9 protein-coding genes are annotated in these 17704 nt (G+C 34.6%); 1 reads left to right on the forward strand and 8 read right to left on the reverse strand.

Annotated elements, in window-relative coordinates; genetic code table 11:
* Window position 1 precedes the first annotated feature (1 nt).
* From OZP15_RS00875 to OZP15_RS00890, 4 genes are all read right to left on the reverse strand, one after another.
* Window positions 2-1207: a DUF5000 domain-containing lipoprotein gene (locus OZP15_RS00875; RefSeq protein ID WP_269226619.1), complete on the reverse strand. Its 1206-nt coding sequence runs from the start codon at window positions 1205-1207 to the stop codon at window positions 2-4.
* 19 nt (window positions 1208-1226) lie between these two features.
* Window positions 1227-3134: a RagB/SusD family nutrient uptake outer membrane protein gene (locus OZP15_RS00880; RefSeq protein ID WP_281336745.1), complete on the reverse strand. Its 1908-nt coding sequence runs from the start codon at window positions 3132-3134 to the stop codon at window positions 1227-1229.
* Window positions 3135-3217: 83 nt separating this feature from the next.
* Window positions 3218-6445 carry a SusC/RagA family TonB-linked outer membrane protein gene (locus OZP15_RS00885; RefSeq protein ID WP_281336746.1) on the reverse strand — a complete coding sequence of 1076 codons (3228 nt, stop codon included), beginning with the start codon at window positions 6443-6445 and terminating at the stop codon, window positions 3218-3220.
* 551 nt (window positions 6446-6996) lie between these two features.
* On the reverse strand, window positions 6997-11070 hold the full coding sequence (locus tag OZP15_RS00890) for a two-component regulator propeller domain-containing protein (RefSeq protein ID WP_281336747.1): 4074 nt from the start codon (window positions 11068-11070) through the stop codon (window positions 6997-6999).
* A gap of 458 nt (window positions 11071-11528) precedes the next feature.
* Between OZP15_RS00890 and OZP15_RS00895 the strand changes: the two genes are divergently transcribed.
* Window positions 11529-12926 (forward strand): Gfo/Idh/MocA family oxidoreductase, encoded by a 1398-nt coding sequence (locus tag OZP15_RS00895; protein ID WP_281336748.1) that lies wholly within the window; start codon window positions 11529-11531, stop codon window positions 12924-12926.
* A 521-nt stretch (window positions 12927-13447) separates the two neighbouring features.
* Here OZP15_RS00895 and OZP15_RS00900 read toward each other — a convergent pair.
* Genes OZP15_RS00900 through OZP15_RS00915 form a run of 4 tightly spaced genes read right to left on the reverse strand, consistent with a single transcriptional unit; the run spans window position 13448 to window position 17703 of the window.
* On the reverse strand, window positions 13448-13699 hold the full coding sequence (locus OZP15_RS00900) for a hypothetical protein (protein ID WP_269226630.1): 252 nt from the start codon (window positions 13697-13699) through the stop codon (window positions 13448-13450).
* Between the two features lie 13 nt (window positions 13700-13712).
* Window positions 13713-15206 (reverse strand): FGGY family carbohydrate kinase, encoded by a 1494-nt coding sequence (locus OZP15_RS00905; RefSeq protein ID WP_281336749.1) that lies wholly within the window; start codon window positions 15204-15206, stop codon window positions 13713-13715.
* 5 nt (window positions 15207-15211) lie between these two features.
* Window positions 15212-16186, reverse strand: coding sequence for an ABC transporter permease (locus OZP15_RS00910; protein WP_269226633.1), 975 nt, complete (start codon window positions 16184-16186; stop codon window positions 15212-15214).
* Between the two features lie 11 nt (window positions 16187-16197).
* Entirely contained in the window at window positions 16198-17703 is a 1506-nt protein-coding gene (locus OZP15_RS00915) for a sugar ABC transporter ATP-binding protein (RefSeq protein ID WP_281336750.1), read from the reverse strand.
* Window position 17704 lies beyond the last annotated feature (1 nt).

The raw sequence follows: 17704 nt of genomic DNA on the forward strand, positions 1-17704 counted from the left end.
ATTAATTAACTTTTCCATATATCAATAATTCAGAAAGTGCCATATACGAATTTCCATCCCAGCTCTCTAAACATTCGATGCGTATGTACCTCACATTAACATCACTTCTTGTTTCATAATCAACCCCAGCTTGTGCGGTTAAAAAATCCTCATTATTTTGCTGACCATAAGGCAGTCCTGAAGGTTTTACAGCGGTGTAATCGCCAAGTAGTGTCCATCCTGCTAAACTACCTGATTGATTAGGCGTAGAATCAATCCCCCAGATTCTGAATTTGCGCATACTGCCTAAATAATAATAATTTCCTCCTTCTAAATAATCCCAAATATGTATTCTACTTATTCTTGCAGAGGTTCCCATATCCATTGTAACGGTATGTTTTGGAACAGGGTTACTTCTTAAGGTTACCCATACTCTAGGCCATCCAAATTGACTGTCCCAAAGATATTCAACTCTATTTTCAGGATATGATGCTGGATCATTGTCTAGTCTTAAAGGTCTATAATTACTAACTGGTATTTTTTCTTCGAATAGAGGAGTGATTTCAGTAAAAAGAGTATCGGTAACATTTAACCATCTATCTCTAACTACAATGGCAAATTGGGTTGGTTTTGATTCAAAACTACCAGCATTAGCTCTAACATTTTTATTAATAATATCTGTACTTGTGTAAATGCTATTACGCAATGCTTCCCAATCTCCTGTGTTGTTTTTAGTCATTACCAAGAGAGCAATATTCTCTTTAGTTGGATTTGATGCTTTTATTCGAATTCCTCCAAAATCTACCGAGGTTTCAAGAGAATTAAATACGCCATAAATTGGTGCTAAAAGAGGACTAACAGTAATGTCTTTGGCTACTGATGATTTCTCACTACGATTTACAGCAGTAACTTTTACATTAACTTCTTTGCCTCCTGCGAAACCTTCTAACAACATACTATTATTGTAATACGAAGATTTTACCTCCATCTCTGTACCGTTTTCAAGTTTGTAATTAGCTTTTACATAAAGTAAATCTTGATTATCTGGCAACTCGTAAGTAAGCTTTACTTTTCCTGATAAATTTTCTATCGTTATATTCTCTACCATTCCCGGACCATTAGGATTATTTTCTAATGGTGTAGGTCCTTTTTCTTCAGAACAACTTACAAAAGTTAGAACCAAAGAAAACATAATAACCCAAAAGGATTTTCTTAAATTTCTTTCCATAATATTGTTGTTTTATTTTTTACCAACCTGGATTTTGAATTAAATTCGGATTTTGTCTAATTGTTTGCTCGTTTATTGGCCAAAAATAATCTCTTGGACCAACGAATCTTTGTTGAAATATTGTAGTAATTTGATAGTAACTCGCTTCATCAGTTCCTTTATAATTCCATCCTCTAATAGGTTGATTTAATTCAAGTACTGCTTTTTTCCATCTTTTTAGATCCCAAAAACGTTTTCCTTCAAAACACAATTCAATATTGCGCTCTTGGTGTATAATTTCTCTTAAACCATCTTTAGTAGTGTGTTTAGTTGGATTTTTTGAATAATTATTCCATGACTCCTTAACACCTATTAGTCCAGCTCTGTTTCTAATTTTATCTAAATAAGTAAAAATCTCTTCATTTCCTGGGCCATTTACCTCATTTAAAGCCTCTGCATAGTCTAAATATAATTCTGCTAAACGAATTTCTGGCCAAGCATAAGAACGAAAAGAAGCTCCTGTGCCAGTACCGCCCCAATTGTATCTATAATTTACTAGCTTTTTAAGATAATACCCTGTAATATTATAATGTCTAACATCATCACTACCGCTAGGTTCTGCAAACTTGGCTCTAAGCCAATATTTGGTTTCATCGGCTTGGCTACTTTCTAAATAATATACGGAACGATCAAAGGCTAAATCAGCATAAAATCTAGGTTCACGATCAAAATTCAATCTGGCTGTGCGTTCTCCTTCTTTAATATCAAATCTTTCACTTGCGGTAGCTCCTCTCAAAGCTTTAATATCAGAGAAATCTAGTGTCTTATCCTCTTCTATAGGCACACCATTTTTACTGTAAAACATTTGAGCCATTTTTAGAGTTGGTGCTAAAAATTTTTGAGCCGTATAATCGGGTTGCTCTGCATTTACTGGCCAAGCACATTGCACTTGAATTGCATTTGCCTGACTTTTAGTATTATGCCAGATCACCTCTCTACTTGTTCTATCCGTTATGGCTTCGGTAATAGACAATTTTCGTTTTGTTACATCACTTATATTGTATGAAGCATTTGTAAATGTGTAAAGATCATGGTTAGCTGCTAGTGCTAAATCTATTGCTGCCTTTGCGGCATCGGCAGCTAATTGCCATTTTTCAGGAACGTAAGTTTGATTGAAAAACGGTTTGCCATCTTTGGTAGTAAAACCTGCCATATCTGTATTACCGTTAAACAAAGGACTCGCTGATGTTAACAAAACTTGTGCTTTTAAAGCTGCAGCAACTGGTTTTGTAATTCTGCCTAAATCATTATTCTTATCTACAATTACAGGTTCTAAATTTACTGTTGCTTCATCTAATAATTGTACAATGTAATTTACTACTTCGTCAACTGGTTCACGAGAAACATACAATTCACTTAATGGAGCATCAATAGCTATATTTTTACGCATAACAGGGATAGGTCCATACATACGCATCATGTAGAAATGATAATAGGCTTTTAAGAATTTTGCTTCTGCAATCCATTTCAAACGCTCTGATTGTGTGATATCAGGCACCTTTGATTCATCTTCAAGATTTTCTATAAAAATATTACAATGTCTGATTCCATTCCACAATCTAAATTGATCATTAGGGCCACCACCTTGATATCTACCTTCCCATGCATCTACATAGGGATCAAACTTTCTTTGCAATCCTCTTGCAACATCAAAAGCATTACTATCAAGTGCTAAATCTTGCGGAGGAATCCATAGTTCGTCTCCACTAAGCATTGCTACATTCCATAATGCATCGCCATTAAGTGGCAAATAGGAATAACAGGTAAACAAATATTTTTCTGCCTCATTCCTTAATTTGAAAGCTTGCTCTATTGTTGCAACGTTATCTGGTACAACATCTAAAAAAGTATCTTCACACGATTCGAGTCCTATTAAAGATACAATCATCAAAGTAAAACCAAATGCTTTTATAAGCCTTTGCTTCGCTTTATTTAATGTATTATTATTTTTAGTTTTCATATTCTATATTTTTAAAAATCAAGTTTTAAACCTAAATTATAAACAGATTGTATTGGGTATCCTAAACCGTTACCTCCCATTTCTGGATCCCATAATTTGAATCTGCTCCAAACGGCTAAATTATTACCACTTGCATATATCCTAAGAGCAGAAATTCCTAATTTAGATATTGTCTTTTCTGGCACATTATATCCTGCCTCTATTGTTTTTAATCTTAAGAAAGAACCATCGCGCATCCACCAGGTTGAGACCCTGTTATTGTTCTCAACAAATGTGTCGCTTAACCTTGGGAAAAAAGCATAGGAATCTCTATTATCTTCAGACCAGTGATCCTTTGCGATAACATCTAACAAACCGTTTTGATAAGATCCATTTAAGACAAAAGGTGCTATATTTCCTGGATTAATAAAAAATGAAGATTGAGCTGATCCTTGGAAGAAAATACTAAAATCAAATTTTTTATAACCTACAGTACCCCCAAAACCAAAAACAATTTTTGGTACAGCAGGATCACCTAACGGAACGATATCATTTTGATTAATGACACCATCTTCATTAACATCGCGATACTTGATATCTCCTCCTAAATACTCTCCAAATTGCGTTGGTGAATTGGCTACTTCGGCATTATCAATAAATAAACGCTCGGCGATATAACCATACGATTGACTCACATTTTGTCCTATTTGAGAAAGGTATGACAAGTTACTTGGGTAAGTTACCTCATCATATTGTAATATTTTATTGTCTGCATAGGTAAAATTCCCTCTCAATTGTGTAAACCAATCATTGTTGAATTGTTTATTATAAACGACTGATACATCAAGACCTTTACTTTCTACTTTTCCAAAATTAGTTGCTGGCACTGCTGTAAGACCTATTGTCGAACCTATATTAGTTCTGTTTTGCAATATATTACTTCGTGTTTGTTTGTAAATATCAACTACTACATTAAAAGATTTAGCCAACTCTAAATCAAAGCCTAAATTAATTTGCTCTGATTCTTCCCAACCAATATTAGGATTAGCATAACGAGATAAAGAAACCCCATTACGGTAATAAGCAAACTCCTCACCAAAAGAAGTACCATAAGTAGGATCATTAAGGTTTACATTTGATAAATAAAAGAAACGGTCGCCTGCATTACCTATTTGATCATTACCCACCAAACCATAAGTGGCTCTAAGTTTAAATTGTGTTACAACATTTTTCAGTGGTTCCCAAAATTTTTCATTAGAAACATTATATGCTAAACCGAATGAAGGGAAAAAACCATATCTTTTTCCTGTTGCAAAACGTTCAGAACCATTGTAACCAAAATTAAATTCGGCCAAGTATCTGTCGTCATAACCATAGGTAAACCTTCCCGATACTCCATGATTTCTGTTGGCAAGCGAACCTTGTACACTTCCTGCATTACCTTGTTCAAAACTGGACAACAAGTTGATAAGCATACCCGAAACAGCATGTTTTTCGTTAAAAGTTCTATTGTAATTTATAGCTGCTTCAAGATAAATACGAGAATCTAAATTTTTTGCTCCCTCACTATAATTCAAATATTCGGTTCCTACAGTTCCTACACTATTTGCTCCACCATCATTTAGCACTTGTAATTGAATTTCATCTCCATTGACAACACCTTGATAATAAAAAGGATTGTATTGTCTTTGAACTTGATAGAAAGAATATCTTCTTACATACCCCATCGCTCTGGCGCTCAAACCTTCTAAAATACCTCCTAAATCTTGCTTTAACTCTATTTGTGCTTGTATTGTCGAAGCCTTACTTGTTTGGTACCCACGTACCATTTCGGCATAAGGGTTAATTAACAATGTATTACTATTACTATCTGTCAAAGCTCCTCCGAATAATGGATGTTCAATAAAAGGGAGAAAACTAGAAGGATATACTTTAGGAAACTTAACAGGATTAGACCATAATGCAAGATTAAATATACGTTGTCCTCCACCTATTGGACCATTATAATCATCAAATTGACCATAAACACGTATTGCTGCTTTTGTTGTAGCGGTAAGATCCAAATCAATATTAGATCTTAAAGAATAATTCCTAAGCTTTACGTTAGAATTAAAATTATTAAGCCCTTCAACATTCAACACGCCATTATCTACATTATAGGTTCCAGAAATATAATACCTTGCTTTTTCAGCACCTCCGCTAGCACTCAAATTAAAACCTTGATTAATCGTATAATCTTTGATTAATTCTTTGATCCAATTATTACTTGGATACAAATAAGGATTATCTCCTGCAGCCGTTCTATCAATTTTAGTTTGAGTATAAGGCAATATGGCTTGCGGATTTCTTGTTAATGTAGCTTCATTAGCTAAATTCATATAAGTAATATTATCGGCAAAATCAAAATTTCTGGTATTGGATGACATCCTAGTTTCTGAACGGAAACTGAACTTTGATTTTCCTTCTTTTCCTTTTTTTGTGGTAATTAAAACAACACCATTAGCTCCACGTGCTCCATAAACAGCAGCAGCAGCAGCATCTTTCAATACTGAAAAACTTTCAATATCATCTGGTTGTAATCTTGCCATATCGGTTGTATTAGATTCAATACCATCAACCAGGATTAATGGATCTCGCTTTCCTGCCCCAAATGATCCTAATCCACGAATAAAGAAATCCGAATTATCAGCACCAGGCTCACCTGTTCTTTGATAAGCAACCATTCCTGAAATTCTTCCCGCAAGCATATTAGTCAAGTTACTAGTAGGGCCTTTTAATTCTTTTGGATTAATTGTTGTAATCGAACTCACCATACTGGCTTTTTTTTGAGTTCCAAAACCTACAACTACAACCTCTTTTAGACCTTCTGAACTAGGTTTTATATTTACTTCAAAAACTGATTTGTTTTGGATTAAAATTTCAGTGGATTCATATCCTACAAAAGACACAACCAGTACTTTGTCTGTTTCATTTATTTTCAAAGAGAATTTTCCATCATAATCAGTCATAGCTGAATTTTGAGTCCCTTTTACAAAAACTGTTGCGCCAGGTAAAGGCATTCCACTCTCGTCTGTTACTTGTCCACTAATCGTTCTTTGCTGTTGCTGCTGTTGCTCAACTTTAGTTAAAACTGTAGCAGTTTCTGCATTTGCTTGAACTTGAAATAAAGGAAGAAATAAAAAAAGGAGTGCGTATTTCTTTTTTATATTAAAGTCCAAATCATAAAAATGCGTTTTCTTTATATTTATAAAGTTTTTCATATTTGGTTGATATTTTTTATTATTTAACTATGTTCTATTTACCGATGTTATCTGTTTGAAAAATCGACAAACTCATCAAGATTATAAGTTTTTTTATGGCATAGGCTAAAAGGTGGTTTTTGGTTATTAATAAATTGGTTAGTTAATTTTCAAATATTGATATTTTAATTTTTTTTACTCAAAACCCATTTTAATTAAATCTGTTTTTTATTATCCAAAGCTTTAAAATAAAAATATAGTTTTCTAATGACTTTTAATCACACTAGTAAAAACAATGCGGCATTATGAAATCTATATTGCAAAGTAATGGCTAGATAGAAAGTTGCAGGAGGGGTAAATTGGAAAAAAAAAGAGGTCAAATTGGTAATTGACCTCTTTTTTTATGATAAAAAATAAATAATACAAAAAAATACATGTGTTTTTTTTAATCATATATAATTTTTAACAAAAAATAGTAATAGCCGTTTTAGCCCTAAAAACAAAACTTATTTCAAGATTGAATACTTAAAAGATGGTTAAAAATGCAATTTTTTAGAATAACAAATGCCTTGTTATTTGATGACATTTAAGTCGGCATTAAAAGAGTTTTTGTATTTTTTGATGTATTCGGAAGGCGTCATTCCGAACAATTTCACAAATTGCTGTCTAAAATATTTGGGGTCTTCAAATCCTACTTCAACACTGGCTTGTGTGATATTCATGTTTTCGGTAAGCATTAGCATGGCGGCTCTTCTTATACGAACTGAACGTATGAATGCGTTTAGCGTTTGTCCTGAAATTATTTTAATTTTAGTGTAAAGTGTTTTGTGACTCATTCCCATTTCGTGGGCAAAATTTTTAATCGTAAAATCTCTTTTATGAATATTAGCTTCAATAACAGCTATACATTTTTTTAAAATAGCTTGGTATTCGGCAGGAACCTTTTGGGTATTCTCTTTCAGAGTGATGCTATCCAGAAAATATTTACGCAAATTACTGCGACTTTTGAGCAGTGATTCTACACGTGCTATTAGAATCTCGTCGTCGAATGGTTTTGTTATGTAATCATCTGCTCCATCACTGATGCCTTGAAGATGGGTTTCTGGATTTTTGGATGCAGTTAATAATATTACAGGAATGTGCGACAAATCTTCATTTTCTTTTATCTTTTTACACAATTCAAGACCGTCCATTACAGTCATAGCAATATCACTAATAACGAGATCCGGCAAGTGTTTTTTAGTCAGTTCAAGACCTTCTGCTCCATTATCAGCGCTATAAACAATATGCTTTTCTGAAAATAATTGTATTAAATAATTTCTTATATCAGTATTATCGTCTATTATCAAAAGGGTTCGCTTATCGGTAAGCATTGTTTTATGGAGTTCACTATTTGAGTTTGTATTCAGAGGTTGTTCCACATTTTCTTCTATATCATAATCGATAAGTTCTTTTACAAGAGGACTCATCCTAGGAATAGCAGTGCTGATTTCGATAGTATCAAAATGAGCTTGACCTTTTAAGAACGTCAATTCGAATACACTTCCTTTCCCTATTTCGCTATTACAACTTACGGTGCCTTTGTGTTTTTCTACAAAATACTTCACTATAAAAAGCCCAATTCCAAAACCTGAACTACCACCAATTGGGGTTTTAGAATCTACCTGTTTGAATTTATCAAAAATTGTAACCAAATCATTTTGGGCTATTCCGTTGCCGCTATCAGTAATTTTGATAGTAACTTCTTGTTCTGTTTCGGTCAGCAATAAGCCAATTTTGCCACCAACGGGTGTGTACTTAAAAGCATTTGACATTAAATTAAATAAAGAAATTTCTATTTTTTCATAATCGCCAATTATTTCAATGCTGTTTTCAGGTATCTCAAGCGTATAGTCAATGGTTTGTTCTTTGGCCTGGTTTACAAAAAATTGATAGACTTCATTACATAAATTATTGACATTTATTGTAGTAATATGGAGTTCATCAGCATCATTTTCGGCCTTACGAAAAAGCAGCAATTGATCTACTAAACTCAAAAGTCTTCTTGCGTTTCGATGCGCAATGACTAAATCATTTGTAAAAGAACTGTTTTCAGTAGTGGCTTTTTGGATTGTTTTTTTGAGTGGATTGATAATCAATGATAGCGGAGTGCGAAATTCATGAGAAATATAAGTAAACATAGAGGATTGTTTTTCGGCAATTTCCCTTTCTTTAAGTCTTTCTAATTCGGCAATTTTTACTTTATATTTTAATTTTTCTTTGTTCTTATTGTAGGTTACATAAACATAAATAATTCCTAGTCCAATACATAAATAGATACTGTATGCCCACCAGGTTCTGTACCAAGGAGGCAAAACTATAATGGTAACAAGTTTTGCTTCTTTATTCCATCCTCCTCTAAAGTTGGTGGTTTTTACTTTGAACACATATTTTCCTTCTGCTAATTTTGCATAATTAGCTTTGCGGGCTTGTCCAACATAATTCCATTGGTCATCCCAACCTTCCAAGAAGTAGGCGTAATTTATTTTATCGGAATTATTATAATTTAATGTTACAAATTCAATAGACAAGGTTGTTTGGTCATAGGGTAAATGTACCTCTATGATTTTTCCAGAATCCCATTTTGAAATCAATTCCTTTTTACTTTCTTCTACTGGTCTATTGTTTACATAAAAATCGGTTAATAATAAATTATCCCTCTGATCAAAATCTTTAATGTCTTCAGGAAAAAAAGAGTTAAACCCATTGATACCTCCAAAAAGAAACTCGCCTGTGGATAATTTCACACTGGCATTGAAACTAAACTGATTGCTTTGCAAACCATCATTTGCCGAAAAATTTCTGAAAATTTTCCTTTTTTTATCAAATCTGCAAATGCCATTATAGGTACTCATCCATAAATTTCCTGCTTTATCTTCTAGTATCCTCAAAATAGTATTAGAAGGCAAACCGTCATCTGTGGTTAGTCTTTTAAATTTGTTGGTCTTTCTATTAAACAATAGTAAGCCTCCTTCTTGAGTGCCCAACCAAAGATTTTTTTCTTTATCTTCATGGATGCTTCTTATTGGATTACCAATGGCAATTTTCTTATGCTTTCCTCTAGCCTTGTCAATTTCAAATAATGAGGCATAATTTCCTCCCCAAAGTTTTCCATCGGTTGTTTCTGTAAGACACTGTAAATTATCGATTGATGGATCAAAGAGTACAAAAGTATTTTTAGTTCTATCCAAAAAATATAAGAAACCTTCGTTCGTTGCACTTGCCCAAATTGTTCCTTTGGAGTCTTTATAAACAAACCAAATATTTTTCTCAACCTGTTTGGTATTTGGATTATAACAGGAATAATAACTGATTGTATTATTGGTAGTATTGATTCGGTTTACGCCTCCAAACCATGTTGAAAACCAAATCCTATTATCGTTATCCCTAATGATACTGGTTATGAAATTACTACTAATTTTGTGTGCATTATCACCAGTAGTACTGTAGAATGTATAAGTGTTTAGTCTTTTGTTCCAATACTTTAAACCTGCCCCATCTGTACCAATCCATAAATTTTTTTTCTCATCTTCACAAAAGGATAAAATAAAATTTTGAGCAGCATCATTTTCCTTCGCGTTGTATTTAATATTCTTAAAGTATTTTGGGATATTCCCTATCATACTGATTCCGCCTCTTAAAGTTCCAATCCACTTATTTCCTGCTACATCTTCATATAAACTCGAGATAGAATTGCTTTTTACAAGCTGATTGTTTTGAGCCGTTTGGTACGGAACTGCTTTTTTATCTTGCCCGATTACTTTATAAATACCACAACCATCTGTAGTAAGCCAAATTTCTTTTTTCTTATCTATGAGAATGTGTGTAACAGTACATTTATTCGAAAAATAATTATCTGATAGTAAACCAGTTCGGATATTGAACAAATAAAGACCTTCATCTGTACCCAACCATAGATTTCCATCTAAAGAAAGACGCATACATGTTACATCCATAAGCAAAGGATGCACTATCTTCAAACTTTTTGATTTATAATCGTAACTACAAATACCTTTGTTAACTACATAAAGCCAACAACGTCCGTTTGTAGGATCATCTTCAAGAACTTTAGCGTCATAACTAAATTCAATGGCTTTATTGTGCGGTGTTTTAAGTGCTATTGGCTTTCCTACAAGTGATTCGTTTTCAAAAATTAATAAACCAGAATTTTGAGAAGCAACCAAAACTAATTTTTCCGAAACAGATAGAATTTGATGAATAGTCCCCTTTAATGGTAGAGCTTTATTGTCGTCAGAAAGATACTCTAGTGGATAAAAAATAGATTTTTTCCTTTCAAAAACACAAGCACCATCTGAACCTCCTACCCAAATATTATTTTCCGAATCTCCTTCAATACAATAAATAGTATTAAAAGACAATGAACTTTTATCATTAATTCTATTGCGATACACTTTAAAATTGTAACCATCATACCGATTCAATCCATCATAAGTACCAAACCACATATATCCATTACGATCCTGATAAGTTGTAATAACTGAATTATTAGATAAACCATCGGATATGTCAAGAAATTTAACAGGGTAGTCTTGCGAAAAACCCGCCAAAAACCAAAATAACGATACAAATAATGCAAATTTTTTCAAAGGAAAAAAGGTGTAAAAGATTCACAAATTCATGTAAATCATGGTTTAAAAAAAGAACTGAATTTTAGAAACTTATAATACTTTGTTGATTATAACAAGGAAACAATTTATTATAAGTGTAATAAATACATTTGTAAATGTAATTTAAAAAAAAACATAAAAACAAATTAATATAACAAAAAATTAGCTGATAAAAAATAGAATTATAATTAAGGCTTGATGTTTTCATGACTTTTCTTGTTTTTGTAAGACATTGACTAAAATTAATTATAGAAGCAAAGTATAAATTGACACAAAAGCCTTTAAATGTCCGTAAAAACCAAATAGAATTAGCTATTGAACTCAAATAGAGCACAAAACAGCCTAAAAACTTATTGAAAAATATTTATTGTCAACAAAAAAACACTAACTTTTAAAAAAATTTCAGAGAGGAATTTAAGAACATCAAAACTGTAACTATGGAAAATTCGAGAAGAAAATTTTTAACCTCAATAAGCATGTTGGCTGCCTACACAGCTTTTCCAATCAATGCTTTCTCTTTTGGCAATTCAAAAAAGCTTCGGATTGTTCTTGTTGGCACAGGAATTCGGGGAACCAGCTTTTGGGGAAAAAGACTTGTTGATGAATATTCTGATATTCTCGAATTTGTGGGGCTTAGCGACATCAATCCCGGAAGGCTTCAATACGCAAAAGAATATATGGGGGTTAATTGTCCAACATTTGTGAATTTTGATGAAATGTTGCGCACCACCAAACCCGATTTAATCATTGTTACCACAGTAGATTCAACCCATCATGAATTCATCATAAAAGGCTTGACTTCTGGCTATGACGTGCTTACCGAAAAACCACTTACTACCGACGAAAACAAATCACAAGCAATTTTAGATGCCGAAAAAAAATCAGGCAAGAATCTTATCGTTGGATTTAATTATCGCTGGAGTCCGTATGCCACAAAAATCAAGGAACTATTGGCCAATAATACCATCGGTAAAATTACATCCGTGGATTTTAACTGGTATTTAAACACGTACCATGGCGCTTCTTATTTTAGAAGATGGCACGGGCAAAAAGACAAAGGAGGTTCACTATGGGTTCATAAAGCAACCCATCATTTTGATTTGTTGAATTGGTGGATAGATTCAGACCCTTCCGAAGTTTTTGCTTATGGAAGTTTAGAACATTATGGTGCCAATGGCCCGTATAGAGGAGATAATTGCCGAAGCTGCGAATTCAAATCCAAATGTGACTATTATTACGACATCACAAAAGACAAACGTTCCATGGAGCTTTATGTAGCCAATGAAAAACATGATGGATACATTCGCGACAACTGTCTTTTTAGAAAAGAAATCGACATCTATGATAAAATGTCTGCCCAAATAAAATACGCCAATAATGTAACCGTAAATTACTCCCTCACCACCTATTCGCCTTATGAAGGTTGGAGAATTGCTTTTAACGGAACCGAAGGCAGAATAGAAGCCTCTTTGGACATTCCATACCATAAAAATGTTGCGGCAAGTCAAGCAGAAATGCACGCGAAAGAAATGGAACAAAACTCCCTGGAAGAAACCAGTACCGAATCAATTATAGTTCATAAACTATGGAAAGATTTCGACACCGTTTTGGTGCCTACCGAAAAAGGAGGACATGGCGGTGGAGACAAGCGTTTGCATGATAAAATATTTAAAACACCAAATCTAGAAGATCCTTATGCCAGATCTGCAGGAATAAGAGATGGCGTGCTGTCTGTATTGATCGGGATTGCGGCAAGAAAAAGTATCGAATCGGATAAACCAATTAAAATAGCCGATTTAACTGATCTTAAGCCAATGTCTAAAAGAATAAAATAAGACCAAAAGCAGGATGCAACAAAATCAAAAAAGGCTGCCAAAAATTAATTTGACAGCTTTTTTCTTTTGTAAAACAAACACCATTAGTCGTTCGTGTAAATGGCTTTTGTTAGCGACCCTTCATTCTTTAAGCGTTTTAACTAATCCCAAAATTTTATATTCTAAATAACTTTCCATCGAGAATTTTTCTGGTCTAAATTCGTTAAAACTCTCTAAATTTTCAATTTCAGTTACTTGAGATTTAGAATATTCTTCTGTCTCCTTAAACTTCGAAAATAGTTGCTTCTTAAGTTTTAAAAAACTTTTATAGTCTAAATCATATTTTTTTTCAACTCTTCCGTTCCTTAATTCAAATACAAGATAATTTGTAAAATGTATATCAGTCCAATTCGATTTTGTCAATTCAATCTGTTTTCCATATGGAAATGTTTGTATTTTAGAATAATCCAGAACGACTTTCTTTTTGTCTTTGAAAAAGTCATTAAAGACTAATCTTGAATCTAAACCTCTTTCTTTCTTAACTAGGATGTAATGTCTGTTAAAAATAACGAGTCGTTTTCGATTGTATAAGTAAAAGTATAAAAGCCATAATTTGCAGTTGTTTCTATTGCATCTTCATGAACTTTAAAATTAAATTTTTTTATATAATCTCTTCCAAGATTAAAATTTCTCCATTCATACTTTTTCCCGTTGTATATCAAGATGTCTTGAATTTGTTCAGTTGCAAAGACTTTCAAAGATATTAATAAGGCAAATAGAATTATTTTCTTCATTTACGAGTGTTTCTTAAGTATTGTCGACATCTACCAGATCATTCCAAACCTGAAACTGTTTTCCAGCTTCCAAATATTTCCCCGAATTCAAAGCAGGTCTTTCTCCAAACAATTGTTGTACTTCCTCCAAATTTTTGAAAATTCCTGCACCCAAACCAGCCAAATAAGCCGCTCCCAAAGCCGAAACATCGGGCATCGTACTTTTGATTACCTTGCTGTCGAGCAAATCTGTCAAGAAATCCATAACAAAATCATTAGCCGTAATGCCACCATTGACCATCAATTCTTGAATGGGAACGCCGGTATCTTTTTGCATCGCATCCAAAACGGCCTTGATTTGGAACGGAATGGTTTCCAATGCTGCTCTCACAATATGATTCTTTTTGCAATCAAAAGTCAGTCCTTCTATGGAAGCTTTTCGGCTCATATTCCAATAAGGCGCGCCCAATCCGCTAAAAGCTGGTACGATATAAACCCCGTTATTATCTTGAACTGATGTTGCCATCGCTTCTGTTTCCCGGCTTTCGCCAAAGAGTTGCAATTCGTTTTTCATCCATTCGATGGTGGAACCACAAGAAACAATTACACCTTCGAGAGCATAATCTACTCGTTCTTCGGTGCTCCAACATATGGTGGTTATCATTCCGCTGGCAGATGATTTAGGCTTGTCGCCAATGTTCATCAATACTGAACAGCCTGTTCCTAAAGTCGCTTTGGCAGTTCCAGGATTCAAGCAGCCTTCTCCAAAAGCTGCAGCGTGCGAATCGCCAATCATTGCAGTAATAGGCAAGGGCTTTTCGAATAATCCATCAAAAAGAGATTCCCCATAATGAAATGACGATGGTTTGGGTTCGGGTAAATTGATTCCCGTCAATCCAAAAGTTTCGATTAATTCGGTATCCCATTCTAATTTTTCAAGATTGAATAATAAGGTTCGAGATGCGTTCGTATAATCGGTTAAATATTTTTGTCCATTCGTTAATTTATACAACAACCAAGTATCAACCGTTCCGAAAAAAGCTTCGCCCGATTGTATTTTATTTTTTACATCTTCATTGTTTTGGTTCAACCAAATTAACTTCGTTCCCGAAAAATAGGGGTCGATGATCAATCCGGTTTTGTTTTTTACTTGGTCAGCAATTCCGTTTTTGGAATTTAAGTCTTCACAAATCGAGATGGAACGTTTGCATTGCCAAACCACCGCAGGAGCAATCGCTTTTCCCGATTTATCCCAAACAATAAAAGTTTCTCTTTGGTTGGAAATCCCCGCTGATTTTATGTCTTCGATTTTTCCTCCATTCGAAGTAAAAACAGCCAAACAGGTTTTCACCGAAAGCAGGACATTTTGATAAATTCCTTCGGGATTTTGTTCAACATAACCGCCTTCTAGATAATTGGTTTCGAGGATTTCTGTGGCCTTTGCCAAAACTTCGCCTTTGGTATTGAAAATAATGGTTTTCGTGCTGCTTGTTCCTTGGTCGATGGCCAGAATTAAAGAGTTTTCCATAGTCGTTATTCGGCTTTTGAATTTGCTTTGTCAATCATCACGGCCAATAAAATCACCAATCCTTTCACGACTTGTTGCCAAAAAGGAGAAACATCCAACAACACCAATCCGTTATTCAAAACTCCAATAATTATGGCTCCAAGTACGGTTCCAATGATAGTTCCCCTTCCTCCAGAAAGCGAAGTTCCGCCAATTACAACCGCTGCGATAGCGTCTAATTCGTAACTCATTCCCGCATTGGGTTGCGCCGAATCTAATCTCGATGTAACCATAATTCCGCCAATGGCAGCCAAAGCTCCCGCCAACGTATAAACGATAATTTTTACTTTATTGATATTGATTCCCGATAATTTTGCCGCATTTTCATTGCCACCAATGGCATAAATATAGCGTCCCAAAGCTGTTTTATTGGAGATAATCATCGCTGCAATGATGACAGCAACTGCAATCCAAACCAAAATAGGAATTCCTAAAAACCAACCTGTTCCGATGTAGGCAAAATCAGTTCCTAAACTGGAGATTGGATAACCTTTGGTCCAAAGCATTGTAAATCCTCTTGCTACAGTAAGCATCGCTAGGGTTGCTACAAAAGGTGGGACTTTGAATTTGGTAATCACCCAGCCATTAAAAAATCCCAGAAAAGAGCCTGTTGCAATTCCTGCCAAAACAGTTCCTAATAAAGTAAATCCAATAAATAAATCATTCCCAGGAAAAGAGATTCCCGATTTTAAAAGTCCTGCGGCAACCGCACCGCTAAAGGCCAAAATGGAACCCACAGACAAATCGATACCCGCAGTCAGCACGACCAAAGTCATCCCGACAGAAATGCAAATATTGACCGAAATTTGTCGCAAAACGTTCCAGCCGTTATCAACTGTGAGGAATTTATCTGAAAGTATCGTTAATCCAATGCACAAAATTAATAAGGCAATTGTGGATTGAAATTTTGCAAGTTTTGAACGATCTAAAGCTATGTTCATATCTGTTTAAATTAAATTGTTTGTGGAATTGCCGCTTTCAAAATGGCATCTTCATTGGCATCAGCCGAAAGAAATTCAGCGGTGATTTTGCCTTCTGCCATTACCAGAACACGGTCTGAAACGGTTAGAATTTCAGGCAGTTCAGAAGAAACTACTATTATCCCAAGTCCCGCTTCGGAAAGTTCCATAATAAGTTTGTAAATCTCGTTTTTTGCTCCGGCATCGACTCCTCTTGTGGGTTCGTCGAGCATCAACACTTTGGGTTGGGTTGCCAAGCATCTTGCCAAAACGACTTTTTGTTGGTTGCCACCGCTTAAGTTTTTCACTTCTAAATGAGGCGAGGATGTTTTTATTTTTAGTGAATCGATGTATTTCTGGGTAAGTTCGAGTTCTTTTTTGGTAGATAAAAATCCTGTTTGCTGAATGTCTTTCAGAGTACTCAAAGTAATATTGGTTTTTACATCCAAACCTAAAACCAATCCGTCTCTTTTGCGGTCTTCAGGAACCAAAACAATTCCGGATTGTATGGCTTCACGAGGCGATTTTAATTTTACTTTCTGATTTTCGATGCTAATAGAATTCGAAGTATCTGAAGGGTGTATTCCTAAAATACATTCCAAAAGCTCGGTGCGTCCTGCTCCCATCAATCCAAAAATGCCGAGAATTTCTCCGCTTTTTAAATTGAAATTCAAATTGTCGAGCAGTATTCTTTTCGAACTATCTTTTTTTAATAAAGTTAAATTTTCGACTTTCAGTAACTCTTCATTTTTAGTGATGCGATTTCCTTTTTCGATGATTTTAATGTCGCGTCCCACCATTTTTTTGATGATTGAATCGTTATTCACGCCTTCCATTGTGCCGGTTTCGGTCACTTTTCCGTCACGAAGGACGATGTAACTGTCGGCAATTTTAAATAATTCGTCCAGTTTATGGGAAATGTAAACGATGGCTTTGTTTTCTTTCCGCAAGTCTTTGATGATGCCAAAAAGAATCTCCACTTCGTGGTCACTAATCGCCGAAGTAGGTTCGTCCATAATAATTACTTCGGAATCGGTCAACAAAGCTTTGGAAATTTCCACCACTTGTTGTTGCCCTAATTTCAAGTCTCGAATAAGCGTTTTTGGATTTACATCTAACTTTAGTCGTGTCAAAAGTTCCTGCGTTTTGTTGTACATCGCATTTTTATCCAAAAAGCCCCAAGCATTCACTAATTCCCTTCCTAAAAAAATGTTTTCAGTAATGGTCAAATCTGGAATTAAATTCAGTTCCTGATGAATAATTGCAATACCGCAGGCTTGTGCTTCTCTGGGATTTTCAAAACGCACTTCTTCTCCTTTGTAGATGATTTTCCCGTCGTATTCCGGATAAACGCCGGACAGGATTTTCATCAAGGTCGATTTTCCGGCACCATTTTCGCCAATGATGGCCGTGACTTTTCCAGGCAATAATACCATCGAAACATCGCACAATGCCGTGATACCCGAAAATTTCTTTCCTATTTTTTCTGCTGTTAACATT

The organism is Flavobacterium eburneipallidum (genome assembly GCF_027111355.2).
Taxonomy (GTDB): domain Bacteria; phylum Bacteroidota; class Bacteroidia; order Flavobacteriales; family Flavobacteriaceae; genus Flavobacterium; species Flavobacterium eburneipallidum.